Origin of the sequence: Sphingobacterium sp. WOUb80 (assembly GCF_050058145.1) — a bacterium.
In the GTDB taxonomy this organism is placed as follows: Bacteria; Bacteroidota; Bacteroidia; order Sphingobacteriales; family Sphingobacteriaceae; genus Sphingobacterium.
Window position 1 is genome coordinate 2,599,742 of sequence record NZ_CP165617.1, and the last position, 25,668, is coordinate 2,625,409.

The window sequence follows — 25,668 nt, forward strand, 5'->3', positions numbered from 1 at the left end:
ATGAAAAAATTTCATCACTATATAACAATTTTCGCAAGCACTACCCTGTTGTTGTCCGCATGCAGCGTGGGGAAAAAATACACACGTCAGGAGATAGCAATGCCCGAAAATTTCAAAAACAGCGAGGTTGTTCTCACGTCCGATACGCTACAGCTATCCTGGCGTAAATTTGTACAGGACCCCTTATTGACCTCACTCATTGAGAAGGCTTTGTCCAATAATACGGACGTCAATGTAGCACTCCTCAACATGCAACAATTAGAACTCGCCTACAAGCAGTCTAAGAAAGGGTTACTGCCAACAGCTGATTTAAGCATTGGAGCGAACAGAACCTGGTTATCGAGTAACTCCTTGAATGGTTCACTGAGTGACCAATTTATTGGAACACCCTATATGGACGATTATAGTGCTACGCTTAGATTATCTTGGGAAGCCGATATCTGGGGAAAGGTAAAAATGCAAAAAGAGGAATCTATGGCCAATTTTTTTGGCCAAAAGGAAAATCTTTCCGCATTAAAAACACGCCTTATTGTACAGGTCATCCAGTCCTATTATAATCTGATTGCTTTGGATGAGCAGCTTAAGATTGCACAAAAAAATGTTCTATTGAGCGACAGCACACTTAGCATGATACGTTTGCAATACAACTCATCACTGGTCAGCTCGCTTGCTGTGGAGCAAGCCGAAGCTCAGAAGAAAACTGCTGAATTATTGATTCCCCTAGCCCATCAAAATATGGCGGTCGAAGAAAATGCACTGAGCATTCTTTGCGGGGGTTTCCCCGAGGGCATTCAACGTACAGCAAGTTTAGATGATACGATCGTTGGCAACGGGCTTGCTACTGGGGTGCCGGCCGAACTCTTGAGCCGCAGACCAGATGTCAGAGCAGCTGAATACGCTGTAGTTGCTGCCACAAGCAGAATGGGACTTGCTAAAGCAGCGATGTACCCTTCCATAAGCTTGACACCATCCATCGGTACAAACTCCATTCAATTTAACAAATGGTTCGATTTACCGGGTTCTATTGTGAAAACAATAGCGGGGAATATTGCACAGCCAATTTTCCAGAAAGGAGCTTTAAAAACAAACTATGAGATATCGGTCATCGAACGCGAAAAAATAGCTTTGCAGTTTAAACAATCGGTTATGGTCGCAGTTTCAGAAGTTTCGGATGCCTTGGCAAAAATCAAACATACGGAACAGCGCCTGCAACTTATCCATGCCAAATCAAATGCCCTCGCCAAAGCCACCGCCGATGCAGCCCTACTTTACAAAAGTGGGATGGCAAACTATTTGGAGGTGATAACTGCCCAAAACAATGCACTTCAAAATGATTTGGAACGTATTACAGTAAAACGGGAAAAGCTCAACGCAGCCATAGATCTTTACCGTGCACTGGGTGGCGGAACAGATACTTTACCACCAAATACGCCATAAAATCACAAAATAAAGGCAACTGACTAAATATATGCCCCTAGAAGCAAAGACTTTCTAGGGGCTTTTTCATTCCTTTTTTGCAGCTGTGTCCAAAATTCCTTATCTTCGGGTAAATACAAATATGATGAATAGAACGAGTTGTCTTCCTCCTCCAATAGCGTAATATTTTTTCTCTATATTACTGAAGCACAATGCCAGAAATGGACCGAATTGCTGTGCTTCTTATTTTCTATCAATTTTATTATTTAACACCTTTCGTCCTTAATGGACGGAACTGGAAGACAATTTCTTATGAAACATTCATATTTCATGCTGCACCTTGCTGTGCTGTGCCTGGGACTATCTGGCGTATTTGGAAAAGTGATTTCACTCAACGAGGGGATACTCACATGGTACCGTGTATTTTTAGCTGCCGTTATCCTATTTTTTATTTTAAAATGGTATAAAATACCTACAGATTTTACTTTCAAAGAGAAACTGCATATTGCAAAAAATGGGCTGCTATTGACAGCATCCTGGCTATTATTCTATGCTAGCATCAAATATTCAAACATTTCAATCGGCGTGATCTGCTACTGTATGGCAAGTTTTTTCACCGCTATTTTTGCGCCGATGATCAATAAAACCAAATTCAGATTGTCTGAACTTCTGTTGAGTGGACTTACGTTGTGCGGTATTGCACTGATATTTCATTTCGATACCTCACACCAGCTGGGCATAGTCTTAGGGATAATTTCTCCGGCTTTTGCCTCACTCTATGCGGTTCACAATGAAAAATTGACCAAAAAGTACAACGCAATATGCATTAACTATTATCAAATGATCGGTGGAACAATAGGGCTGGTATGTCTACTTCCTTTTTACATTCAACACTATCCAATCAGCACTTTCATTCCCAATGCCCTGGATATTTTCTATCTGATCATCCTATCTTTATGTTGCACTGTGGGAGTCTATCTCGCATTTACAGAAATCTTAAAGAAGATATCAGCATTTACATTGAACTTAAGCTTAAATCTTGAGCCAGTATATGCTATTTTGATTGCATTTTTACTTCTTAATGAAGCAAGAGAATTAAACCTATCCTTCTATGTTGGACTGCTTTTGGTTGTTTCATCTGTGTTATTACAATATTGGATCAGCAGTAAAAAGAGCGCTTAACAACCTCCATTCATTTCCCAGTCCAACTAAGATTGGGAAATGAACATTGTTTCCTCCTTGTGCCAAGCAGGTAGCCCCGATAAACAGGTAGCCCCGAAAAAAACATGTTGAAAAGAAAAATGTGTATCATTTTCAACAAAGCCTTATATTTATGAAACGATTCGGGTTTTAATTCCAAAACCGGCACAACCGGTCAAGCAATTTATTATATATACATTAAATAGATAGTTCCGTTATGAGCAATAGCAGTACAGAAAACAAATTTGTTAACCAGCAGATCCAATACCTTGAGTTTGTATCAAGCGACCTTGAACGTGCCAAAGCATTCTACTCAACGAGTTTCGGTTGGGAGTTTACGGATTACGGGCCAGCATATACGGCTTTTGACGGAAAATATGTTGATGGTGGTTTTACACTTGGTGACCCCATAAATGGCAGTATTCTCGTCGTTATCTATGCCGACGATCTGCAGGCTACGCGTGATCAGGTTATCCGTGCTGGCGGGACTATATTAAAAGATATTTTTAGCTTTCCGGGTGGAAAAAGATTTCAGTTCCGGGATCCTGACGGATATGAATTGGCCGTATGGACTGTTGAATAAAAGTTGAATACAATATATACTGAAATACAAAGCTCCCATATTTTTCTCATATGGGGGCTTTGTATTTTAAAATCAGGCTCTTTTAGCTTTCTGATAGTTTTTATTTTTATTCCTATTGAAACGCTTCTTTTTATGCTGTGGATTCTTTTTGGCAGGATTGTAAGTAGGTCCCGCTTCAAACCCCTCTGGCAATGGAAGTTGTTCAATCGGATAACCTATTAAATTCTCAATCTGAGCGAAACGATTTTGGTCTTTCTCATTGACAAAGGTAATGGCTGTTCCTGTAGTCGCTGCCCGCGCAGTACGTCCAATACGGTGTACGTAGTCTTCCGGATCCGGTGGAACATCGTAATTAACGACCAAACTGATCCCCACCACATCGATACCGCGAGATATCACATCTGTCCCTACCAGTACCCGTACCTGACGAGACCGGAATCTGGCCATGATATCTTCCCGTTTCGACTGCTCGAGATCCGAATGGAAACCCTCCGCATCAATCCCCTGCTTCTGTAATTCCTGAGCGAGAAGTTTGACTGTAGTTTTTTGGGATGCAAAAATAATAACTGATACATAGTTGGGATCCTTCAGTATATTCTTCAGAAGCTCCATTTTCTGTTGATCATAGGCAAGATATACTCGTTGATCTATCCCTTCCGAAGGTTTAGAAATGGCAATATTGACTTCCACAGGCTCTTGTAGAATTTTTCGGGCAAAAGACCTGATCTTCATCGGCATCGTAGCCGAAAACAAAAGCATCTGCTTTTTCTTCGGTAGATAACTTACAATACGTAAAATATCGTCTTGAAATCCCATATCCAGCATACTATCGGCTTCATCCAAAACAAAGTGCTTTAAATGAGAGAGATCAATCTTCATGGAGGTAAGATGGCTTATCAACCTTCCCGGCGTAGCAACAATAATATTTACCCCCTCTCGTATGGCCCGTTTTTGCTGTTCATACCCCATACCATCACCACCACCATAAATGGCTATGGATGTTGCACCCGTATAATAAGACATGCCCATAATCTGCTGGTCAATTTGCATAGCAAGTTCTCGGGTCGGAACAAGGATAATAGCAAGGATAGATTCCCTTGAATTCCGTGCTATTGCATCGAGGATCGGCAACATATAAGCTGCTGTTTTACCTGTACCTGTCTGTGCACAGGCAATCATATCTTTTCCCTCTTTAATAATCGGGATGGTCTGTTCTTGGATCGGCGTAGCCTCCTCAAACATCATACTTTCTAAACCTTCTTCCAAAGCTGGAACAAAGCCAAATTCATCAAATCTCAACGTATTGTTTTTATTGTTGTGCCCTAAATTACTAAATCTAATTCATAAAAGTCTAAAATTAATACCTATAGCTCGTTTTAATACCTATAGCTCGTTGTCCGCTTTCAAATAGATGTCCAGATAGAATTAATCCATGAGGAAATCAGAAATAAATTTGACCGAAAACAACTGTCCTACACATTCCTGTAAGCCAAGCATACGACTGCTATCTATTCAAAATCTAATCAATAACCTCTGTTTTCTTTGCGGCTGACACTGCGCTCAAAACGACATAGCCTAGCAAGCCAGCGCATAAAGAAGCGATCAGAACCGCAAACTTTGCTTCTTCAATCAGCATGTTATCATTAAAAGATAGTATCGAGATGAAAATCGACATCGTGAAACCGATTCCCCCCAACAAGCCTACACCAAAAATCTGTTTCCAGCCAGCCCCTTCCGGTAATTGCGCAATCTTCAATTTTTTAGCAATAAAACAGATCAAAAATATCCCAATTGATTTACCAGCGATTAGGCCAAGGATAATACCGATACCCAATTTTGAAGTCAAACCACCAATCATTTCCCCATGAATTGGAATAAGCGTATTCGCAAATGCAAACAAAGGAATGATAATGAAATTGACAGGTTTGGTCAATAGATGCTCAAGTTTTTCCAAGGGAGATTCTTCCGCATCCGGTGTTGTCGGCAGCGTCATGGCCACCAGCACGCCAGCTATTGTTGCATGAATACCCGAGTGGTGAACAAAGTACCAAATAAATAGTCCCGGAATCAGGTAAGCCCATATCGCTTTAACGCCCAATTTATTTAACACGATCAAAAACAGAAATATACCTAAAGCAATAAATAAATAGGTCGCATGAATACCATTGCTATAAAAGATCGCAATAACCAATATGGCAAGTAGGTCGTCAACAATCGCTAGCGCAGCCAAAAAGATCTTAAGACTGGCAGGTACCTTATTTCCCAGAAGCGTGATAACCGCTAAAGCAAATGCAATATCCGTTGCCATAGGGATTCCCCAGCCGTTTGCAGTATCGGTTCCCTGATTTAATGCAAAATAAATGATGGCAGGCAAAAGCGCACCACCAACCGCAGCCAAAATGGGCAGAATTGCTTTACTTGGCGACGAGAGTTCACCCTCTACAATTTCACGTTTTATCTCGAGCCCCACCAGTAAAAAGAAAATCGCCATCAAACCATCGTTGAGCCACAACAACCACGAATATTTTAAATGAATATGACCGCTCTCAAAGCCTACTTCCCGGTTCAGAAATTCCATTACACTGGCATACAATGATGTATTTGCTACGATCAATGCCAGAATAACACAGGAAAAAAGTATAATTCCGCCTGCAAAGCTGGATTTTAAGAACTCTCTAAAGACAGTTAAATTGATAAGTTTTGACATGATTTGAATATCTAAAAACGCTTACAAAGGTTCACAAGATACGATTTTTAGGACCATTTACCGAATTCCCTAAACAATATCCGGAGCTATATCCAATGTAAAAAAGGTGAATTAGCTGTGTTTTATCAGTGGTAAAGCTCTTCTTCTATCCTTTTATTTTTTGAACCTAACGAATCAAATGTGAGAAACAAACATTATACATTAAAATTTCATAAAAATCTTAGTTATTTTTTACCGAATTAATTTGACTTTGTTGCAAAAAATACTTAGCTTGCTACTATAGTTAATAAACCGTTTATTATGTGCAAGAAGTGGATTTTCATGGTGCTTCTTTTCGTAGCAAATTTTACATATGCGCAGACGACAGAGGATAAAACCCAACATTCAGGTTCCCATTACATTATTTTAGCAATCATCGCTATCATTGTCATTGTTTATATATTATACAGGAGGCAAAAGAGGAAGTTTAATGAATAAGGGAGATCAGTAGATCTCCCTTATTCATTAAACTTCCTTCCACATCCCCTTCACTTCCCATCAAACTTTCAATGACTCAACATATTAATCACGAATCGGTTCATTCGTTTGTGCTAATCGTTGCGAGCCCGTATTTGCCGGACAGGCAATATCATCTGTTGCATCGTATACAAGCTTCTTGCCATTCAATTTTGTAATCAATTCTTGAGGGACATACACCTGAACCTTAGTAACCGCATAACCACTTGGATAATAACGAACATAATAACCATCAGGATGAAGCGTCCAAATACCACTTGGCACGTCCGTACGAGGCTCAGCCATACCAGCTAAGATCGCATATTGTTCAAAATCAGCGTACGAATAGTTTCCTGAGGAAACGAGCTGCCGAATATTATTTTCTGCTTCAAAGATTGTCTGTACTGCCGGTGGCATCTGATCTTTTGCCTTTTGGACAACGTCAAATGGCAAAACGCCGAGTGCACCACCTTCCAAATGTAAAATTTGTTCAGCTGTAAGCAATTTTAAGGCTGTTTCTTTCACCGGACCCGAATAATCAATAAATTTTGTCTTCGCAATGATCGTCCACAATAGCATCTGTATGTCTGATTGTGCAACTTCAGGGTGCTTCTCAGCGCTTTTCAAAATTGCAATGACCACGTCTCTCTTCTTGCCCAATGTAGGTGCATACATATATCCATCACCTTTCGAAGGCGCATAAGTACCCGCTTTCAAGCAATAGCTCTTATTGGTCATTTCAAAATGTCCAGCCTCCAATAAGTAACCATCATTGCCATTCTTTTGCAAATTTTCTAAAGGTTTATAAACAGCCGTATTTTGAAAATCGGGCATTTGCTCCCCCTTCCTATTGACATCTTCAAAACTTGTACTAATCGCTTCGGGCTCTTTTAAAAGTTTATCCAGTCCAAGTACCTTGCTTCCCTTGGAAGCAACGGCTTTGCTTGCCTTATCCAATAGCCCTCCAAATTGAGCCGAGGCTCCTTGGATATTAAATAAAAAAGCAACTGCAAGTATAACGACACCCGTTATTCTATTTCTTTTCATAATTGATTTCATTTCAGCTCTTGTCCACAAAAAAGAAGCCAATTTAAATCACCAGCACAATATTTATAATTTATTAATTCATTATTTGCACACATTGCTGGATTTCAGGCTTCGTTTCAAAGATCCTCTCCATCCATTGAAATTTCAGAGCATACAGGTTTGCCAAAGAAGCTAAAAAACAGTTGATTTCCCCAACATTATTCCTTTCAATTTCTCCTGAAACTGATCACCGTAAATAGTTAAAAATACAATATTAAAACGTATCTTTGCAGCATGATTAATGTGTCAAATCTCTCTCTTCGTTTTGGTAAACGTGTACTATTCGAAGATGTCAATCTAAAATTCACACCTGGAAACTGTTACGGTATTATTGGCGCTAATGGAGCAGGTAAATCTACTTTCTTAAAAATTATCTCAGGGGAAGTTGATCCTTCGACAGGTTCAGTGGCATTCACGCCAGGCGAACGCATGTCTGTTTTAAGTCAGGATCACTATGCTTTCGATGAGTTTACTGTTCTTGAAACTGTCATGATGGGTAACCAAGAGCTTTACAAAATCATGAAAGAAAAAGATGCCATTTACATGAAAGAGGATTTCTCTGATGCCGACGGCGAACGCGCCGGCGAATTAGAAAGTCTTTTTGCTGAAATGGATGGCTGGAATGCTGAATCTAATGCAGCGACGTTATTGAGCAGCTTGGGTATCAAAGAAGATCTGCACTATAAATTGGTTTCTGAAATCGACGGTAACCAAAAAGTTCGCGTATTACTAGCGCAAGCTTTATTTGGAAAACCAGATATTTTGATTCTCGATGAGCCTACCAATGATTTGGATATAAACACCATCGCATGGTTAGAAGATTTTTTAGCAAGCTATGAAGCAATCGTCCTCGTCGTATCCCACGACCGTCACTTCTTGGATGCTGTATGTACGCATACGGTGGATATTGATTTTGGTAAGATGACAATCTATACGGGTAACTACTCTTTCTGGTACGAATCTTCTCAATTAGCGTTAAAGCAACGTTCTGATCAAAACAAGAAAATGGAAGATAAAGTGAAAGAGCTCCAGGAATTTATCCGTCGCTTCTCTGCCAACGCTTCCAAATCCAAACAAGCTACTTCTCGTAAGAAAGCATTGGATAAGATTAATATTGACGAGATTAAACCATCCAACCGTAAATATCCTGCCATCATGTTCAATACCATGAATCGTGAACCAGGAGATCAAACGCTGCAAGTCGAAGGATTAAGCAAAACGGTCAATGGTGAGGTATTCTTCAAGGATATTACCTTTATGATTAATAAAGGCGATAAAATCGCTGTTCTAGGTCCAAATTCACTGGTTACCACAGCATTTTATGATATTATCACCGGTAGAGACACCGATTTTGGTGGCGAATTCAAATGGGGCGTTACCATCACTCCTGCTGATATGCCGATTGAAAATGCCGCATTCTTCGAAGGAAAAAGTGATAATTTGGTCGATTGGTTGAGAGACTATACAACTAACCCAGAGGCAGACGAACAATTTATACGCGGATTTTTAGGGAAAATGTTGTTCTCTGGAGAAGAAGTTATGAAGAAAGTATCTGTGCTTTCAGGGGGAGAAAAAATGCGTTGTATGTTTTCTCGCATGATGCTTCAAGGTGCCAACTTCCTCATCTTTGATGAACCAACCAACCACTTGGATTTGGAATCTATCACTGCATTGAACAATGGAATGTCTGATTTTAAAGGATCAATGTTGTTCACATCCCGTGACCACGAATTGACTGAAACTGTTGCAAATAGAATCATCGAATTGACTCCGAAAGGTATCATCGACAAATTGATGACTTACGATGAATACATTAATAGCGATGTGGTGAAAGCACAACGTGAAGAAATGTATAAATAAGATAATTTATCCCAATTTAATAAAGGCTCCATAATTCATTTTATGGGGCTTTTTATTTGCTCTTCAAAATAAACCAAGTACGACAGGCCCCCAGGAGATGTCCCATAGGCAAAAAAGCACTGAGGGGTTCAGTGCTAATCGCGATTGATATGAAAGAATTGAGAAAGTTCTATTTTACTGAACCGAAGGTTTGACAACACGCCAGCCTAACTGCAAGGAGACCGCGCAATGATCGGATAAATCCTGTCCCTGCTCGTTTTGAAAAAGTGTCTTCTGGACCTGGTAATCCTTTGCTTCAAATAGCAGATGATGATTATTGCGATAGTAAATTTTGTCAATACCCTCGCAATCCGCTGTCAGATCCAGTGCAGTTTTCGCTTCAAAATTCACTTGATGCCCAGGAATATTACCTTTGTTGCGTAAACTTACCCAGGCATCTACCAGACCCAAGTCCTGCTGAAAAGATCCGATGTTATCCAATTCATAAGCATAATGTGCATTAAAATCACCCATAATTAAAAGTGGCTTACCCGCCGAATATTTTTTGATATAGGTTTTCAGCTGGTTTATATTCTTCTGCCGGGCAACAGTTGCATTCCGGTCATCCTGAGCTGTTGCATGTACATTATAAACATCAATAAAAACCTCCTTAGCTAATTGGATACGAGCATATGAAAAACCTTTAGGAGTCAGGCAATCTGTACCGTTGCAATCCGTCCAGCTTATTCGCTCAAATTCAACAATAGGATATTTTGAAAGTGTGCTCAGACCATCACCAAAAGGTACTCCCCCCATATTTGCAGTTCGGTAGCTATGCTTATTGTTTCGATAAAGAAATTTGTTGTAATTAAAGTCTTCCTGTACATTGACAATATCGAATTTATTGATCCGCTCGCCGATCGAGGTAATGCTGGAAGACCGCTCGGTTACAGCACTGGAAATCAGCTCGGGCAAACCAGCAATATTATATGTCAATAAACTAAGCTGCCCGTAATTCGCTTCCGGCATAGCTGCATACACAGCATTACTGAGCTTCGGCTGTTGTTTTGGCTTCAACTTAAAACCCAGCATAACACCGGCAGACGCACAAATAAATAAGATGACAATTTTTCGAAAACCCTTAGGTCTAATCTTTTTTTCGAACAATAGATCTATTAACATGGAATGAATATTTTGTTCAATCCAAAGCTACCGCTCCAACATTAGCTCCGTTATGATATTCAATTAATTCTACTTTTAATAATTATGCACAAATTATTAAAAACTCATAATTTATAAACACTATAATGACAAAAGGTTAATACCCGCATAGCATAGGAGTTACAGCTTTCAGATATTTTTATACAACCCCTAATAAGAATAACATGAGAAAGGTAGCATTCTTTACAGAGATACTCGTTGAGGATTTCGACGGTGCATCGCGTACAATGTTTCAGCTGATAAACCGCATCGATCAGCAAAAATTCGATTATTTTTTTATCTATGGCGGCGGCCCCACGCAATTTCGAAATTTTCATTCTTACAAGGTCCCGACATTCAAAATACCCGTCAATGATGATTATTGCCTTGCTATTCCACAGCTTATTAAAAAGAAACTTGAACTTGCCCTGGATGAATTTGCCCCAGACACGATCCATATTGCAACTCCTTCCCTTTTAGGTTTCTTTGCCTTGAATTATGCCAAACGGAAAGGTATTCCTGTTCTTACGATCTATCACACACACTTCATTTCATACATTGCCTATTATTTCAAAAACATATTACCCCTGGTCAAACCGACTGAACAATGGATGAAAAAAGCAATGAATAACTTTTATAACAAATGTGATATTGTCTATGTACCGACCAACTCCATTCTAAACGAATTACAGCAGATCGGCTTACAACAAGAAGGATTAAAGCTGTGGCAAAGAGGAATAGACACAGCCCTATTTAACCCTAATAAAAAGAATCGATCTCACCTGCAGACCATCACAAAGAATGACAAACCAACAATCCTTTTTGTCAGTCGTATCGTCTGGGAAAAAAATATTAAAACGCTTATTGAAATCTATCAACAGATACAGGCACAAAACCTTGACTATAATTTCATTGTTGTTGGTGAAGGAACAGCCAAAGTAATTGCGATGCAAGAGATGCCGAAAGCCATATTTTTAGGAAAGAAAAACCATGAAGAGCTTGCGGCCCTATATGCGTCGGCAGATGCGTTTGTCTTTCCATCAGTTTCAGAAACTTATGGGAATGTCGTTGTGGAAGCATTGGCATCTGGACTTCCCTGTGTTATCGCCGATGGTGGGGGTTCCGCATCCCTGATTCAGCATGGGAAAAATGGCTTTAAATGTCAGCCTGAGAATGCCGCTGGATATGTTTACTACCTCAAAAAAATCCTTTCTGACGCGAACTTAAAGAAGAATCTTGTTGCTGCAGGACTTTCTTATGTTGCCCAATTGGACTGGAACAGGCTATCACAATCCTATTTTGATGATATTGACCGACTGATAGATAAAACACAGGAAACAGATTTGGCATGGGCAAACTAACATCCCCAAGCAAGCTCATCAAAGGCACATTTTTACTTTTGATCCTCGTATCCATTGCTATCTTTTTGGCTAAAAGCGACTTCAATGCGTTAAAAAAAGAACTCTCAGCAGTTGGTTATCGCTTTATCGTTATTTTGCTGACAACTTGTGCAGCATATTTTCTAGGTACCCTAGCCTGGTGGATATGTTTGGGTTCCGATAAAAAGAAAGTTAATCTGATTGAACTCTTTGCTATCCGTCAAATCGGTGAAACCGTTGGACTATTCAATCCCACAAGCATTATCGGTGGGGATCTATTAAAGGCAGAATTGATTACCCGTTACAAAATTCCGTTAAAAGAAGGATTAAATTCTGTTGCGATATCCCGTATTACTGCGGTCCTGTCCCAATTGACGCTCTTTTTGATCGCTATGCTGTGGATGATGTTCTCTCCCTTAAAAAGTGAAGTTATACGTTATACGGGCTCTACAATCTATTTCGTCTGTACTCTTTTGCTACTCTTGGTTCTCTTGATGCTCTACTGGCTAATAGCCGCAAAAAATCCTTCGCAAAATTCGGCTTCGACAACAAGTTTTTGGGGAAAAGCAAAAGCTTATATGCAGACGCTACTTTGGAATGTAAAAGACTTTTACCGACATCAAAATAAGGTTTTTTGGTATTCCTATTTATTGTTTGCCCTCCATTGGATTATCGGAAGTCTGGAATTTTATTATATTCTAAAATTTCTGGGTACCCCTGCCCAACCGATTCATGGATTGATACTGGATATGAGTGTCATTGTACTGAAAAGTATGGGTGCTTTCATTCCCGGCCAACTTGGTGTCGAAGAAATCGCCAACAAGCTCCTGCTCAATATGATCGGCATTACAGGGGGAACAATTTGGCTCAGTGCTTCGCTATTGCGCCGCAGCCGGCAGCTCTTCTGGGCAGGTTTAGGATTTATATTTTATCTATGCATCAAAAAGAAACCAGTTCATGTCCCTGTCTGAAATAGAAATATTATTTGTCAGCCACAAATACCCTCCACGTGTTGGAGGCATGGAAAAGCAGAGTTTTGAACTGATCAACACAGCAGCTCTTTACCTGAAAGCGCACACCTTAGTTTACGATAATAAGGAGTCGGTTTTTACGTTCTTTCTTCAGCTAAATCGTCGCATCCTGGAAAAGGTGAAAGAAAACCCAGGAATCAAGCTTATTCACTTTAACGATGGATTAATCGCATCGTTGGCCTCCTTCCACAAAGGATACCGCCATTTAAAGCGTGTGGTTACCATTCATGGCCTGGATATCGTATTTCCCTTCAGCTATTTTCAAAAAAAGGTCATACCAAGGTTTAACGCATTTGACCAGATTATTGCCGTTAGCCAAGCCACCGCAGAAGCTGCCCAGCTACGTGGTATTGATTCCTCCAAAATTATTATTATACCCAACGGTGTCGATCCGATACAGGCCTCCGCCCAAGTCACTGAAACAAACAGCGAGAGCAAGCCTTATTTTATTACATTGGGACGAGCAGTTAAACGGAAGGGGTTCTCCTGGCTTATGAAAGATGTCATACCGGCAATCCAAGGTGATTTCAAATTACTGATGGTCGGCCCCTTCGATCAAGAGCCCACATGGAAAGAACGTTTATTGCACCTTATGCCAGCAAAGCTATATCATTTAATGACGCTATTCCTGGGCTACCCCACGGATCAACGGGCGATCCGAAAACTACTGAAAGCATATCCCGAAAAAATTCAACATCTTGGAAAAGTTCCATTTGAACAGCTCAAAAGCCTATTGACGAACGCTCAAGCCTTCTTGATGCCTAATATCGAAGTGGCGGGTGATATGGAAGGCTTTGGACTCGTCTGTTTGGAAGCCTCGACAGCAGGCACAATTGTTGTCGCGTCCGAACTGGAAGGCATCACAAGTGCAGTGACGCATAATGGCAATGGTCTGCTCCTGGCAAGCAAGAACCATAATGCCTGGGTCGAACAACTTCAAGCTATTTTAGACGATCCAGCACATTATAAAAAATTAAGTCTGCAATTTAAACAGAACACCCTAAAGCAATATAGCTGGGATATTATGGCCAGGTCCTACTGTCAGTCCTTTGTGGACCTATGCCACTAGATCTTTTACATACTTCATAAATTCGAATACAATCCGGACAGACAAGAATTCTTCCCGATAAATTCAGTTTCGCTCAAGATGGAGCAATTTTTTATAACGCGTGGCTAAACTTTTATAAAAAATCAATTGCATTAAAACAAACGATCCTAATAAAACAAGGCTTAAAGGCGAGTAAAACGTTAGGCTGATATACAGCAGCAACAAAAACAACCGAAACATCTCAAGCGGAAAAACCCAACTTTCATGTTCCAGAAGACCACCGATACAAATGACGCTGCAGAGAATAAATACTCCGCCAACAACGAGCTGGATGAGTTGCTGATAATTACCATAAAGCAAAAAGAAAAAAAGAAGGATCATTGTCAGCATGGACTGAAAAAAGATATAACGGCTTAACCGCTGTCCATGAACCTGTGGTTTGATACCTGCAAATATCTTCTGTTCCAATTCTGCCCTGATTTCAGGCTGTATATCGTCGGGCCGACCAAATATAGTACGCATTTTGTTTTTAAATCCCTGCGCGCGTTTAAATGACAGGCCAATTTCAAATAAATAATGAAAATGCTGCCATAGGAAAGTATAGCGATGAATAGGTTTGGTAAGCCCATAGACACAAGGCTCTTCTTTCTGCTCTGGGATAAATGTTCCAAACAGTCTATCCCAAATAATTAGGATGTCACCGTAGTTCTTATCTAAATAGATTTCATTGCTACTATGATGTACGCGATGATGTGAGGGAGTTACAAATATCCGCTCAAGAACACCCAAATTACCTACGGTTTGTGTGTGTGAGAAGAATGGATATACACCATGCACCAATAAAATTGCCGTCATCATAAAAGGTGGAAAACCCAAAAGGGGAATAAAAGCCCAAAACAGCGAACGAAATACGGCCTGAAATATGGTAATACGCGCTGCTACCGTGAAGTTATAGTCTTCGCTCTGATGATGGACAACGTGTGCGGCCCACAATAGATTGATTTCATGACTGTAACGATGATACCAATACCAAAGAAAATCTGTAAATAGGAAAAGTATAATCCAGGTCCAAAGATTAGCTTCAATATGAAATATAGCAAAATTTTGATACACCCAAACGAAAAAAAAGTAAAACAAGCTCACGGAAAACATATCACACATGCGCTCGACGATACCGACATTGAGATTTGAGATAGATTCATCAAAAGAATAAAAACGCTTCTGTTTTTTTAAACTATACCAGTATTCCAACAGCATCAAAACTAAAAACAAGGGAATGATAAATGCCAAAAGATTAAGCTTTTCGGTATACATACAGTCGCTATTTTAAAAACAAAAAAATCTATCTAAGTCACAATTCTAAAAGAACCACCTTTTTCCATTTCAAAAGATTGATTCCTCCAAATTCTTTATTATTAAACAATCAATTTTAAATCAGGTTTTTCAATTATTATTTTCGGTTTGCAAAACTGACATGCTTTTCGATGTACAAACAGTAACTAGCGTCAAACGAACCTACTATTCAACAATAAAAAACTTCATGACTTTGCGACCACCGACCGCTAAGAAAGCAAAAGGAGATTTTTGCGGAATCAATAACAGGCAATTCAGAAAAAAAAGGAAATAAAAAAGCCCTCAAAAAGCTCAGCGCATTTTGAGGGCTCCTGGTTAAAGGATTAACTATCCTTTTTGAATAATTTACCTTTAGGATATGAAATCAGTCTATCGTGCTCTAGTGCACACTCGACATATCGATTTGGGTTTTTCCTTGTTTGATCATCAATACAAAAGGAACACAAATCAGAAAGACAACGCCGAGGTACAGGAACACATCCATGTAGGATAGGACTGTTGCTTGTTTCATCACACTCAAGTCCAATATTTGATGCGCTTTGGCCAAAGCCTCATTAGGTGAAAAACCTTTCGCCTGAAAACTCATTTGCAATTGCTGCACCCGTTGTTGCACATCAAACTTACTTGGATCTAAATTAGCTACCAGATCAACACGGTGTTTTTGGCTATCACGGGCGATAAATGTCGTAATCAAAGCAATTCCAAATGAACCGCCCAATTGACGCATCATCCCTGTAAAAGCAGCTCCTTCACCGATTGACTTACCATGTAATGTTGATAAAGACAGTGTCATAACAGGCACAAACAACAATCCTAGGCCAACTCCGCGGAGAATCAATGGCCAAAACATATGCTCCGAACCAGTATCGTTTGTCATGAGGCTATACATCCAAAAACAAAAGCCAAAAAAGATACATAGCCCTATAGCAACCATATACTTCTGAGGAACACCATTCTGGATCATCTTACCGATAAAAGGCATCATGATACCTGTCATAATTGAACTTGGCAGCAATAACAAACCGGCATCTGTCGCTGTCCATCCCAATATCGACTGCGTATAAATTGGGATAATAAACGTCGATCCGAACAAGCCAAAACCAAGAATAAAGCTCATCACCACACCGACCTGCAAATTCTTATCTTTCAATACACGCAGGTTGACAATAGGTTTGTCATATACCAGCTCTCGCCAAATAAAAAACAGCAACCCGAAGACGGATAAGATGGAAAGTCCCAGGATCAAAGGATCATCAAACCAGTCATCCTGTTGCCCGTGTTCCAATACGAACTGGAGCGAACCAATGAACATGATCAAAAATATCATACCGAACCAATCCACTTCCTTAGGAGACTGCTTTTGACTGTATTTAGGACTACGTACAAAAGATAATGTCAACAAGGTCGCAATAATTCCAAGCGGCACATTGATATAAAAGATATAAGGCCATGAGAAGTTATCGATTATATATCCTCCCAACGGCGGGCCCAAGGTAGGGCCGACAATGACCCCCATACCGTAAATAGCCTGGGCCATACTACGTTTTTCTTTGGGATAACTTTCCGTAATGATGGTTTGGGCTGTCACCAATAAGGCTCCCCCACCCATCCCTTGTATAAAGCGGAATGCAACAAGTTCCCACATATTGGTTGCATTGCCACACAAGAATGAAGATACTGTGAATATGATAATGGAAGCCGCAAAGTAGTTTCTACGTCCAAACTGCTGCGACAGCCAGCTGGTCATCGGGATTACAATTACATTGGCAATTGCATAAGCCGTAATAACCCAGGCCACATCCGTCAATGTAGCACCCAATGAACCTTTCATATCGTTTAGGGCCACATTGACAATCGTTGTATCCACAATCTCCAGCAGCGCACAAAGCACCGCTGTAATCGTGATGACAACGCGTCGAAAACCATATTCAACCAGACTATCCTGTTGATTTAAATTTTCCATAGTTATTGAACATGCACATCTACGTCAGCATTCATGCCCGGTCTGAGCAAAGCCACATTTTCTGCTTTATTGTCTTTTGTCAATTTGATCTTTACGGGTAAACGCTGAACGGTCTTTACAAAGTTACCTGTCGCATTATCCGGAGGTAGTAAAGAGAAACGTGAACCTGTAGCTGGTGAAAAAGAGTTTACCTCACCTTCAAACTCAATAGCTGGATAAGCATCTACTTTAATACCGACTTTTTGTCCGGGTTTTATTTTTTCCAATTGCGTCTCCTTAAAGTTCGCAACTACCCAAGTTTCGATATTATCGACAATGTAGAACAAAGACTGGCCTGGATTGACCATCTGCCCCGGTTGTACTTTAATATTCGATACCTGACCATCCACAGAAGCAAGTACTGCAGTATAAGAAAGGTTTAATTTAGCCGCTTCAAGTTGCGCATTTGCTCTTTTTATATTAGCCTCAGCAACAGAAGTTTGCTTTGAAGCTACTGTAGTCTTACTCACGACTGCATTACGTTGTGAAGCACTGGCGTTACGTTGTTGTTGCAAAATTTCAACCTGCTTGTCAGCTTCCAATTTCGCTGTTAATGCCTGCTCATACTGTTGTTTGGTAATCGACTGGTTGTTGTATAGGTTCTGGTAGCGAATATAGTCATTATTTGCTTGTTTCGCACGGATACGAGCCGCGTCAATACTTCCTGAATTGGACTGGATCGTTGCATCAGAAATCGCTACATTAGCCGAAGATGCAGATACATCGGCCTTTGAAACATCAAAGCTACTTTGCGCAGCAGCCAATGCCGCTAATGCTTCGTCCACACGGACCTGATAATCCTGGCTCTCAATCGTAAAAAGAGTATCCCCTTTTTTGACCAAATCATTATCCTTTACATAGACTTTCGAGATAAATCCACCAACACGTGGAATGATCGGACTCATGTTTTTCTCTACCTGCGCATCGTCTGTTGTTTCATGCGCCTGGCCATGCATATATTTATAACCACCGTAGGCTCCTCCAAAGATGACCAAAGCAGCCAAAATAATTGTGAATTTTTTATTTGTACCTTTTTTTTCAGGTGCGTTTTCTACTGTATTTTCCATGTCTAGATTAATTGCTATTTAATGTTTAACGATCCATTTGCCAATAGAAGATCGTAGTATTTTTCAATTGTGTTTGCTTTGCTGATCGCAAGATTAATTTTACTTTGAAGCTGCTGTACATCAGCTGTCAACAAATCGTCTGTATCGGCGATTCCATTATCGTACTTATCCTTTGTGATACGGTAATTTTCAACAGCCTGGTCCACCGCCTGATGATAAACGACATCCTGCTTCTGTGCCAGCATATAATTTTCATTCGCTTGCTGTACCTGAACCTTCACTTTATCATTCAAGAGTTCCAGATGCTCATCGATCTCCTTGATGTGATTTTTCGCGACATTCACTTCTCTTTTATTCTTATAGAGTGAACCGATATCATAGGAAACGCCAACCCCCACCATAGCAGCATTGGTTACCGTAACCACTTTTTGCAAACCAAAAGCATTATAACCTGCCGTTGCAGAAACTGTTGGCAATGTCGATGCCTTGGTCACCTTCAGCTGATCTTCAGCAACCAGACGCTGCGACTCCAGCGACTTCACGTCCGAACGCACAGTTTTGGCGGTTTCATACGATCCCTTCAGACCTAAATCTACCCCCGCTACTTCTCCCAAATTGATCTGATCCAATTGCGTATCCTCGTCAATTTTCAAGAAATTGGCCAGTTGATAATTAAGCACCTTGATATTTTTCTGTGCTTCCTGAAGAGAAACCTGATAGTTTGACAGCTGAAGTTCCGCTTTTAATAAATCATTCCGAGCAATCAAACCATTGTCCAGCATGGCCTTAAAATCAGAAACACGCTGTTCAGACTGCTTGATATTTTCAGCGATTAACAAATTGGTCTGCTGAGCCTTATACAAGCTCAAATAAAGATTTACTGCACGAATTGCCAGTTGCTCCTTGCTGGCAACAGCATTATATTCCTCGGCTTTTAATACATCTTTTGCAATATCAATTCCCCCTTTAATCTTACCGCCTGTATAGATTGGCATGCTCACCGAAGCCTGTCCCAGCCACAATTGGTTTGCAGCAATATCAGGAGCAGAGCCCCCCTCACCTAAAGCCAACTTTAAATTCACATTTGGAGTAGTCATAGCCATGTATTGTCCACTCAATTTTGCATCAGGAAGCTGTTTCGATTTGGCAGTTTCAACTTCGAGCTGTCTACCCAATATCTTGGTATCGGCAGACTTCGCTTCCACGCTTTGATTTGCAGCCAAGTGAATTATTTCTTCCAAAGTCATGTGCTTGTTGTCCTGTGCCAACAAACCCATGGGACTCAAAAGCAATAAAGCACTCAAATTGGCCAACTTATTTTTCATATGTCAATAAAGCTTTAATTGTTTTCTGTATAAATTCTGTTAAAGTTGTTTCTATATAATTTGCATATTCCTCATCGTTATCAATACGCAACTGATCCTGTAAAAAACAATGGTTCATCTGAAAATTCATAAAAGTGCCCATCATCATCGAATGGATTAAAATCGGGTCATAACCGGCTTTAAACACCCCTTGCTTTACCCCCTCATTAATCACAGAAGAGATCACCTCCAAATTATGCAGCTTAAGTTTTCTAAAAGCTTCAGAAATCAGCATACGCTGCTTCAAGGAACTCTCAATCGTGATGATATGATACAGTTTACGATGTGAATTCATCGATTTGATCGATCGGTCCACCATGGCGTCAATTTTGTCCAACGCATTATCAATAAGCGCCAATTCATCCACATTGATCATAAAATCAGGAACACGCCATTCAAAAAAAGTATCCAGTAGCTTGTCTTTAGAACCAAAATAATAATTGATCATCGCGACGTTTACATTCGCCTCATTGGCGATATCCCGAACGGAAGTTCCATCAAAACCTTTCGTTGCAAAAAGACGTTCAGCTGCAAGAAGGATATCAATCTGTTTCTCGTTAAATTCCATTTAAAACCCCTATCTTTTATCGATACAATCGCATATTTATAGCGAAGAAAAGATACATTCCCGCTAAATGCGCGACAAAGTTAAACAAACGTTTAATTTAAACAAACGTTTAATTATGAATTTTATGTAAAAAAAAACACCATTTCTGGTGTCTTTATATTTTTATGGAAATTAATTTAGTATTCGATAGACCATTTCTTTTAAGATCTCCTCACTGTTAAAGTTGCTCGGCACATGGACACCCTTGGATTTTAAATCGGTCTCCTTCAGCACGTTGATCACATCAAAAGTTTTCCGTCTGTTATAGTTCCTCGCGGCAATTTCGTACTCCTTCAAAAAGAAAGGATGTACCCCAAGCTCCTTTGCCGCCACCGACTTGTCGATCAGATAATGGTATTTGAGAATTTTGGTAAAATAAGTGGCTATCTGTCCTATTACCATCACCAAGGGATTGTTTTTGGGATTGGCGACAAAATAATCGACGATCTGATAAGCTTTCAAGGCGTTACGTTTGGCTAATGCGGTATTTAATTCAAAAACATTGTAATCTTTGGATATTCCGATATTTCGCTCAACGTCTTCCATACTTATCTCTTGACTTTTGGTAACATTCAGCATCAGCTTGTCAAGTTCATTGGATACTTTGGACAGGTCATTGCCAAGATAGTCGGCAATCATCACCGTCGCTTGCGGATGAATGCGCCAGCCGGCGTCTTTCACATAGGCTCCAATCCAGGGCGCTACCTTATCGTCATATAGCTTGGCCGCGTCTACAACAAGGCCTGTTTTTTCAAAAACTTTATAGACCTTTTTGCGTTTGTCAAATTTTCCATGTTTAAAACAAAATACAAGTATGGTCGTCGGTGTGAGATGCTCCAGGTATTTGGTCAGCAGTTCTTCTGTATCCGATTTCCATTTTAGTTCCTGCGCTTCCTTTATGATAATAACCTGATAGTCGCTCAGCATGGGATATCGCTTTGCTGCATTGACAATTGTAGGCATATCAATATCTTTTCCGTAAAAAATAGATTGGTCAAACCCTTTCTGCGCATCATTCAATACAGTTGCTTCCAGCGCGTCGGCAATGGTATCGATAAAATAACTTTCCTCCCCCTGCAATAAATACACTGGTTTAAAAGACCTGTTCTTAATGTCGGATAGGATCGGATTTATATTCATACGTATTTATATTTTATTCCTTCTTCGTTTATGAGTTTGCCCTTTACTTTGTTCAGGCTTTCAGCCTGCCATCGCCCCCACTGCTGATGCACGCTTACTGATACCTTGTTAAACCTATTTGCGCTGCTCCGGCAAGTCTATATAATAACAAGCGAAAATACGATTTTAACGGCAAACCAATGTTTCAGATACTGCAAAGTTACGTTTTTAAACTTGATCCAAAGGTTACTATTATGGAAAGCTATTGGTTTCAAACGATGAGCATCTGACCATAAAATCGTTATGATTTTGCGTGCACTTATCACTCTGAAAGCAGCCTGAAGCTTTTTTCTAAAGAATAAATACAAGCATTCTCAGAAAAAAACACTAGGTTGCATCCCTGGATGATTCGTTTTTTTTGCTAAAATTTTAGTATATTTGTGTATGTTTTCACCGACTCCACTGAACTTACCGCCATTTAAAGCTAAAATATCCAAAAAGAACAATGCGATTTACATCTTTGATGAGCTCAGAAAAAAGGACTTGGTATTAACACCGGAAGAATGGGTTAGACAGCATTGGATCAACTATTTGTCACTCATGAAAAATTACCCCAAATCACTGATGCATATTGAAGGCGGATTGAAATTAAATAACCTTCAGAAACGGAGTGATTTATTGATTTATAACAGTAGCGGACATAAGGTCGTTTTAGCCGAGTTTAAGGCACCACATATAAAAATCACGCAGCAAGTATTTGAGCAGATTGCAAATTACAACAGCGTTCACCGCATCCCTTACTTGCTGGTGAGCAATGGGATCAATCATTATTATTGTAAAGTCGACTTTAACACGGAGTCTTATGAATTTTTAGAAGATCTCCCCGGCTATAACGAAATTGGTTAAGGACGATGCCCGGTCTCATTGCTGGAGGCTATCGTTAAAAAATGTAAAGTAGATGTAAAACATCTTTTCAATTTATTTGATTTTTAAAATATAGTTTTATATTAGTCCTACAGAATAGAAAAAATAAAAAGATGAATATAGATAAAAACGAATTCAGAAAATATGCAGTAAAGCATCACCGTATTGGAAGTCAACATGTTGATAGCTTCATTGCTCGTACAGAGACTAGCATTCCGACAAACCTTACGCCTTACATCGTTGAAGAACGTCAATTGAACGTCGCTCAGATGGATGTATTTTCGCGTTTGATGATGGACCGTATCATATTTTTAGGTAGCGGCATTGATGATCAGGTAGCCAACATTATTCAGGCACAGCTCTTGTTCTTACAATCTACCGATGCACAACGTGATATCCAGATCTACATTAATTCACCGGGTGGAAGCGTTTACGCGGGTCTAGGTATTTATGACACCATGCAATACATCACGCCAGATGTAGCGACTATCTGTACAGGTATTGCTGCGTCTATGGGAGCTGTTCTTTTGGTTGCTGGTGCAAAAGGCAAACGTGCTGCCTTACGTCACTCACGCGTCATGATTCACCAACCTTCTGGAGGCGCTCAAGGAGTTGCTGCCGACATGGAAATCAACTTACGTGAGATGATGAAATTGAAAGAAGAATTATACACCATTATTTCAGATCATTCTGGACAAACTTACGAATGGGTAGAAAAATCTTCCGATCGCGATTACTGGATGAGAGCCAATGAAGCCAAAGAATTCGGTATGATTGACGAGATTTTACTTCCTAAGAAGGAGATTATTAAATAACAATGGCAAAGAATAACGATAGAGACATTCACTGTTCGTTTTGTGGCATAAGCAAAAATGAAGCCCAGATGCTAATTGCAGGCAACGGAGCACACATCTGCGACAGATGTATCCAGCAAGCAGGCGAAATCTTGGCAGAAGAATTAAAACAACGAAAAAGTAAAACTTTACAGACTGCTTTAAAGTTGATCCGTCCTTTGGAGATTAAAACTCACTTGGATCAATATGTAATTGGTCAGGATGATGCAAAAAAAGTAATTTCTGTAGCCGTTTATAATCACTATAAACGTTTAAATCAGAAAGTGGATAAAGACGAGATTGAAATCGAAAAATCCAATTTGATTATCGTTGGTGAAACAGGTACAGGTAAAACCTTACTGGCAAAAACTGTTGCCAAGATATTGAATGTACCCTTCTGTATTGTGGATGCAACCGTATTGACAGAAGCAGGTTATGTAGGGGAAGACGTAGAAAGTATATTGACACGTTTACTGCAAGCAGCAGATTATGATGTAGCCTCTGCAGAACGCGGCATCATCTATATCGATGAGATTGATAAAATCGCACGTAAAAGCGACAATCCGTCTATTACAAGAGATGTATCGGGTGAAGGTGTGCAGCAAGCTTTATTGAAGATTCTGGAAGGCACGGTTGTAAACGTTCCACCTCAAGGTGGCCGTAAACACCCGGATCAAAAAATGATCGCAGTCAATACAAGTAATATTCTATTTATCTGTGGTGGTGCATTCGACGGTATTCAAAAGAAAATTGCAAACCGTCTGCGCACGCAAACAGTAGGTTATAAAATGAACGAAGACGAAGAGGAAATTGACTTGAATAACTTATACAAGTATATTACACCTCAAGACTTAAAGAACTTTGGTTTAATTCCAGAGCTAATTGGCCGTCTTCCTGTATTGACTTACTTAAATCCGCTGGATAAGGAGACCTTACTGAGCATTTTGACTGAACCAAAAAATGCATTGGTAAAACAATATAAGAAGTTGTTTGAATACGAAGGTATAGAACTAAAATTTGATCCTGACGTATATACGTTTATTGTTGATAAAGCGGACGAATTTAAACTTGGAGCCCGTGGCCTCCGCAGTATCTGCGAAGCCATTATGCTGGATGCCATGTTTGAGATTCCGTCGACAAAAGAGCAAACGGGACAGAAAGCATTGGAAATCACCTTGGACTATGCGAAGAAAAAATTCGAAAAGTCCGATCTGAAAAAGCTTAAAGTCGCTTAAAAAAAATCCCGTTCGCTGAACGGGATTTTTTTTTAAAGAATTAAAAATCTTATATTACAATAATAACATAGCCATAACGGAATGTTGACAGGAAGATAAGAGATTCAAGAAATTAAATTTAATGACTATGACAACAAAGAAAAGTGCAAAGAATACCGTGAATAGTCCGATCACCCCAGGTTTAAAAACCAAAGAAGAAATCGTGAACAACTGGCTTCCCCGTTATACCGGAAGACCTTTGGAAGAGTTTGGAGAATATATCCTTTTAACGAACTTTTCAAAATATATCCATCTGTTTTCTGAAATGCATGATAATGCCCCTATTTACGGGGAAGATAAACCGATGCAATCCGTCACTGCCGGAGGCATCACTATTATCAATTTCGGGATGGGAAGCCCCATGGCTGCGACCATTATGGATCTTCTAGCGGCAATTGCCCCAAAAGCAGTCTTATTTTTGGGTAAGACCGGTGGTATCAAGAAAAAGATTCCTGTAGGGGAATTGATCCTGCCAATTGCGGCCATTCGCGGCGAAGGAACATCCAATGACTACTTTCCACCAGAAGTACCTTCGTTGCCAGCCTTCGCTATGCAAAAGGCGATCTCCACCACCATTCGCGACCACCAACGTGACTACTGGACAGGAACGGTATACACAACTAATAGACGGGTTTGGGAGCACGACAAAGCTTTCAAAAAATATTTGAAATCAATCCGTGCCATGTGTGTCGATATGGAAACAGCGACAATATTTAGCGTCGGCTTTGCCAACAAGATTCCAACAGGTGCTTTATTGCTGGTTTCGGATCAACCTATGGTTCCAGAAGGCGTTAAAACTTCGGTCAGTGATGTCACTGTGACTGCAAAATATGTAGAAGCACATATCAGCATAGGTATCGATGCTTTAAAACAGCTTATCAATAACGGATTGACCGTTAAACACCTTAAATTTTAAGGTATTTAAGCGACAACATCATATTTTCCTCCTAACGGAAAATATGATGTCCCCTCCCTCCATAAGACAATAATTATCAGACATTTAAAACTATTAAACATTATTTTTGATTAATAATTGAACAACTATTAACTAATGTTTGAGATGTTAACAAATGTTAATCTTCACAATAATCAAACGATTTGACGTTTATATTGTAATATTCATATTACACAACACATATAT

General features: G+C 39.9%; 21 protein-coding genes. 11 read left to right on the forward strand and 10 right to left on the reverse strand.

The genetic code is table 11. The annotated features are described in order from the left end of the window. The 3 genes from AB1Z56_RS10940 (at nt 1) to AB1Z56_RS10950 (ending at nt 3,199) form a co-directional block, all read left to right on the forward strand. Nucleotides 1–1,437, forward strand: coding sequence for an efflux transporter outer membrane subunit (locus tag AB1Z56_RS10940; protein ID WP_309363706.1), 1,437 nt, complete (start codon nt 1–3; stop codon nt 1,435–1,437). Nucleotides 1,438–1,728: 291 nt separating this feature from the next. After that, entirely contained in the window at nt 1,729–2,598 is an 870-nt protein-coding gene (locus AB1Z56_RS10945) for a DMT family transporter (RefSeq protein ID WP_309363704.1), read from the forward strand. Between the two features lie 235 nt (nt 2,599–2,833). Continuing rightward, nucleotides 2,834–3,199 (forward strand): VOC family protein, encoded by a 366-nt coding sequence (locus AB1Z56_RS10950; protein ID WP_309363702.1) that lies wholly within the window; start codon nt 2,834–2,836, stop codon nt 3,197–3,199. Between the two features lie 72 nt (nt 3,200–3,271). Here the strand turns inward: AB1Z56_RS10950 and AB1Z56_RS10955 are convergent, their stop codons facing one another. The 3 genes from AB1Z56_RS10955 to AB1Z56_RS10965 form a co-directional block, all read right to left on the reverse strand. Then, nucleotides 3,272–4,498 carry a DEAD/DEAH box helicase gene (locus AB1Z56_RS10955; RefSeq protein WP_046674542.1) on the reverse strand — a complete coding sequence of 409 codons (1,227 nt, stop codon included), beginning with the start codon at nt 4,496–4,498 and terminating at the stop codon, nt 3,272–3,274. Between the two features lie 220 nt (nt 4,499–4,718). Further along, nucleotides 4,719–5,906: a Na+/H+ antiporter NhaA gene (gene nhaA, locus AB1Z56_RS10960; RefSeq protein ID WP_313266936.1), complete on the reverse strand. Its 1,188-nt coding sequence runs from the start codon at nt 5,904–5,906 to the stop codon at nt 4,719–4,721. A gap of 561 nt (nt 5,907–6,467) precedes the next feature. Next, a complete protein-coding gene (locus tag AB1Z56_RS10965; RefSeq protein ID WP_157626140.1) occupies nt 6,468–7,448 on the reverse strand; it encodes a hypothetical protein in 981 nt (326 codons plus the stop codon). Nucleotides 7,449–7,721: 273 nt separating this feature from the next. Here AB1Z56_RS10965 and AB1Z56_RS10970 point away from each other — a divergent pair, with 273 nt between their 5' ends. Beyond that, a complete protein-coding gene (locus AB1Z56_RS10970) occupies nt 7,722–9,347 on the forward strand; it encodes an ABC-F family ATP-binding cassette domain-containing protein (protein WP_309363697.1) in 1,626 nt (541 codons plus the stop codon). A gap of 174 nt (nt 9,348–9,521) precedes the next feature. On the opposite strand, the gene AB1Z56_RS10975 is transcribed toward AB1Z56_RS10970, so the two are convergent. After that, nucleotides 9,522–10,508 carry an endonuclease/exonuclease/phosphatase family protein gene (locus AB1Z56_RS10975; RefSeq protein WP_309363695.1) on the reverse strand — a complete coding sequence of 329 codons (987 nt, stop codon included), beginning with the start codon at nt 10,506–10,508 and terminating at the stop codon, nt 9,522–9,524. 203 nt (nt 10,509–10,711) lie between these two features. On the opposite strand from AB1Z56_RS10975, the gene AB1Z56_RS10980 reads away from it, so the two are divergent. Genes AB1Z56_RS10980 through AB1Z56_RS10990 form a run of 3 tightly spaced genes read left to right on the forward strand, consistent with a single transcriptional unit; the run spans nt 10,712 to nt 14,005 of the window. Beyond that, complete coding sequence (locus AB1Z56_RS10980) at nt 10,712–11,887, forward strand: glycosyltransferase family 4 protein (protein ID WP_309363693.1); 1,176 nt, start codon at nt 10,712–10,714, stop codon at nt 11,885–11,887. Further along, nucleotides 11,875–12,876 carry a lysylphosphatidylglycerol synthase transmembrane domain-containing protein gene (locus AB1Z56_RS10985; RefSeq protein ID WP_426792045.1) on the forward strand — a complete coding sequence of 334 codons (1,002 nt, stop codon included), beginning with the start codon at nt 11,875–11,877 and terminating at the stop codon, nt 12,874–12,876. Before AB1Z56_RS10980 ends, AB1Z56_RS10985 begins: the two co-directional genes overlap by 13 nt. Continuing rightward, on the forward strand, nt 12,863–14,005 hold the full coding sequence (locus AB1Z56_RS10990) for a glycosyltransferase family 4 protein (protein ID WP_426792046.1): 1,143 nt from the start codon (nt 12,863–12,865) through the stop codon (nt 14,003–14,005). Before AB1Z56_RS10985 ends, AB1Z56_RS10990 begins: the two co-directional genes overlap by 14 nt. Before the next feature lie 63 nt (nt 14,006–14,068). Here AB1Z56_RS10990 and AB1Z56_RS10995 read toward each other — a convergent pair whose 3' ends face one another. The 6 genes from AB1Z56_RS10995 to holA form a co-directional block, all read right to left on the reverse strand. Next, on the reverse strand, nt 14,069–15,298 hold the full coding sequence (locus AB1Z56_RS10995; protein ID WP_426792047.1) for a sterol desaturase family protein: 1,230 nt from the start codon (nt 15,296–15,298) through the stop codon (nt 14,069–14,071). A gap of 418 nt (nt 15,299–15,716) precedes the next feature. Next, nucleotides 15,717–17,300 carry an MDR family MFS transporter gene (locus AB1Z56_RS11000; RefSeq protein ID WP_309363685.1) on the reverse strand — a complete coding sequence of 528 codons (1,584 nt, stop codon included), beginning with the start codon at nt 17,298–17,300 and terminating at the stop codon, nt 15,717–15,719. A 2-nt stretch (nt 17,301–17,302) separates the two neighbouring features. Beyond that, nucleotides 17,303–18,406 carry an HlyD family secretion protein gene (locus tag AB1Z56_RS11005; protein WP_309363683.1) on the reverse strand — a complete coding sequence of 368 codons (1,104 nt, stop codon included), beginning with the start codon at nt 18,404–18,406 and terminating at the stop codon, nt 17,303–17,305. Nucleotides 18,407–18,420: 14 nt separating this feature from the next. Further along, a complete protein-coding gene (locus tag AB1Z56_RS11010; protein ID WP_309363681.1) occupies nt 18,421–19,731 on the reverse strand; it encodes a TolC family protein in 1,311 nt (436 codons plus the stop codon). Continuing rightward, nucleotides 19,721–20,338 carry a TetR/AcrR family transcriptional regulator gene (locus AB1Z56_RS11015; RefSeq protein WP_309363679.1) on the reverse strand — a complete coding sequence of 206 codons (618 nt, stop codon included), beginning with the start codon at nt 20,336–20,338 and terminating at the stop codon, nt 19,721–19,723. The genes AB1Z56_RS11010 and AB1Z56_RS11015 overlap by 11 nt, the downstream gene beginning before the upstream one ends. Nucleotides 20,339–20,509: 171 nt before the next feature. Then, complete coding sequence (holA, locus tag AB1Z56_RS11020) at nt 20,510–21,517, reverse strand: DNA polymerase III subunit delta (RefSeq protein ID WP_293906524.1); 1,008 nt, start codon at nt 21,515–21,517, stop codon at nt 20,510–20,512. Between the two features lie 423 nt (nt 21,518–21,940). On the opposite strand from holA, the gene AB1Z56_RS11025 reads away from it, so the two are divergent. The 4 genes from AB1Z56_RS11025 to AB1Z56_RS11040 all read left to right on the forward strand — a co-directional run bounded on the left by AB1Z56_RS11025 (nt 21,941) and on the right by AB1Z56_RS11040 (nt 25,443). Then, nucleotides 21,941–22,402, forward strand: a complete 462-nt coding sequence (locus tag AB1Z56_RS11025; protein WP_309363677.1) for a type I restriction enzyme HsdR N-terminal domain-containing protein — start codon at nt 21,941–21,943, stop codon at nt 22,400–22,402. 131 nt (nt 22,403–22,533) lie between these two features. Further along, entirely contained in the window at nt 22,534–23,235 is a 702-nt protein-coding gene (clpP, locus tag AB1Z56_RS11030) for an ATP-dependent Clp endopeptidase proteolytic subunit ClpP (RefSeq protein WP_046674530.1), read from the forward strand. Nucleotides 23,236–23,237: 2 nt separating this feature from the next. Then, complete coding sequence (clpX, locus tag AB1Z56_RS11035) at nt 23,238–24,488, forward strand: ATP-dependent Clp protease ATP-binding subunit ClpX (RefSeq protein ID WP_070565518.1); 1,251 nt, start codon at nt 23,238–23,240, stop codon at nt 24,486–24,488. Nucleotides 24,489–24,609: 121 nt separating this feature from the next. Further along, nucleotides 24,610–25,443, forward strand: coding sequence for an AMP nucleosidase (locus AB1Z56_RS11040; RefSeq protein WP_309363674.1), 834 nt, complete (start codon nt 24,610–24,612; stop codon nt 25,441–25,443). Nucleotides 25,444–25,668 lie beyond the last annotated feature (225 nt).

Excerpts from the sequence above, each read along its gene's own strand:
- AB1Z56_RS10970 (WP_309363697.1), top strand. The coding sequence starts at position 7,722 with ATGATTAATGTGTCAAATCTCTCTCTTCGTTTTGGTAAACGTGTACTA.
- AB1Z56_RS11005 (WP_309363683.1), bottom strand. The coding sequence starts at position 18,406 with ATGGAAAATACAGTAGAAAACGCACCTGAAAAAAAAGGTACAAATAAA.
- AB1Z56_RS11015 (WP_309363679.1), bottom strand. The coding sequence starts at position 20,338 with ATGGAATTTAACGAGAAACAGATTGATATCCTTCTTGCAGCTGAACGT.
- clpP (WP_046674530.1), top strand. The coding sequence starts at position 22,534 with ATGAATATAGATAAAAACGAATTCAGAAAATATGCAGTAAAGCATCAC.
- AB1Z56_RS10985 (WP_426792045.1), top strand. The coding sequence starts at position 11,875 with ATGGGCAAACTAACATCCCCAAGCAAGCTCATCAAAGGCACATTTTTA.
- AB1Z56_RS10945 (WP_309363704.1), top strand. The coding sequence starts at position 1,729 with ATGAAACATTCATATTTCATGCTGCACCTTGCTGTGCTGTGCCTGGGA.
- AB1Z56_RS10940 (WP_309363706.1), top strand. The coding sequence starts at position 1 with ATGAAAAAATTTCATCACTATATAACAATTTTCGCAAGCACTACCCTG.
- nhaA (WP_313266936.1), bottom strand. The coding sequence starts at position 5,906 with ATGTCAAAACTTATCAATTTAACTGTCTTTAGAGAGTTCTTAAAATCC.
- AB1Z56_RS11000 (WP_309363685.1), bottom strand. The coding sequence starts at position 17,300 with ATGGAAAATTTAAATCAACAGGATAGTCTGGTTGAATATGGTTTTCGA.
- clpX (WP_070565518.1), top strand. The coding sequence starts at position 23,238 with ATGGCAAAGAATAACGATAGAGACATTCACTGTTCGTTTTGTGGCATA.
- holA (WP_293906524.1), bottom strand. The coding sequence starts at position 21,517 with ATGAATATAAATCCGATCCTATCCGACATTAAGAACAGGTCTTTTAAA.
- AB1Z56_RS10950 (WP_309363702.1), top strand. The coding sequence starts at position 2,834 with ATGAGCAATAGCAGTACAGAAAACAAATTTGTTAACCAGCAGATCCAA.
- AB1Z56_RS10990 (WP_426792046.1), top strand. The coding sequence starts at position 12,863 with ATGTCCCTGTCTGAAATAGAAATATTATTTGTCAGCCACAAATACCCT.
- AB1Z56_RS10975 (WP_309363695.1), bottom strand. The coding sequence starts at position 10,508 with ATGTTAATAGATCTATTGTTCGAAAAAAAGATTAGACCTAAGGGTTTT.
- AB1Z56_RS11010 (WP_309363681.1), bottom strand. The coding sequence starts at position 19,731 with ATGAAAAATAAGTTGGCCAATTTGAGTGCTTTATTGCTTTTGAGTCCC.
- AB1Z56_RS10980 (WP_309363693.1), top strand. The coding sequence starts at position 10,712 with ATGAGAAAGGTAGCATTCTTTACAGAGATACTCGTTGAGGATTTCGAC.
- AB1Z56_RS11040 (WP_309363674.1), top strand. The coding sequence starts at position 24,610 with ATGACTATGACAACAAAGAAAAGTGCAAAGAATACCGTGAATAGTCCG.
- AB1Z56_RS10995 (WP_426792047.1), bottom strand. The coding sequence starts at position 15,298 with ATGTATACCGAAAAGCTTAATCTTTTGGCATTTATCATTCCCTTGTTT.
- AB1Z56_RS10965 (WP_157626140.1), bottom strand. The coding sequence starts at position 7,448 with ATGAAAAGAAATAGAATAACGGGTGTCGTTATACTTGCAGTTGCTTTT.
- AB1Z56_RS11025 (WP_309363677.1), top strand. The coding sequence starts at position 21,941 with ATGTTTTCACCGACTCCACTGAACTTACCGCCATTTAAAGCTAAAATA.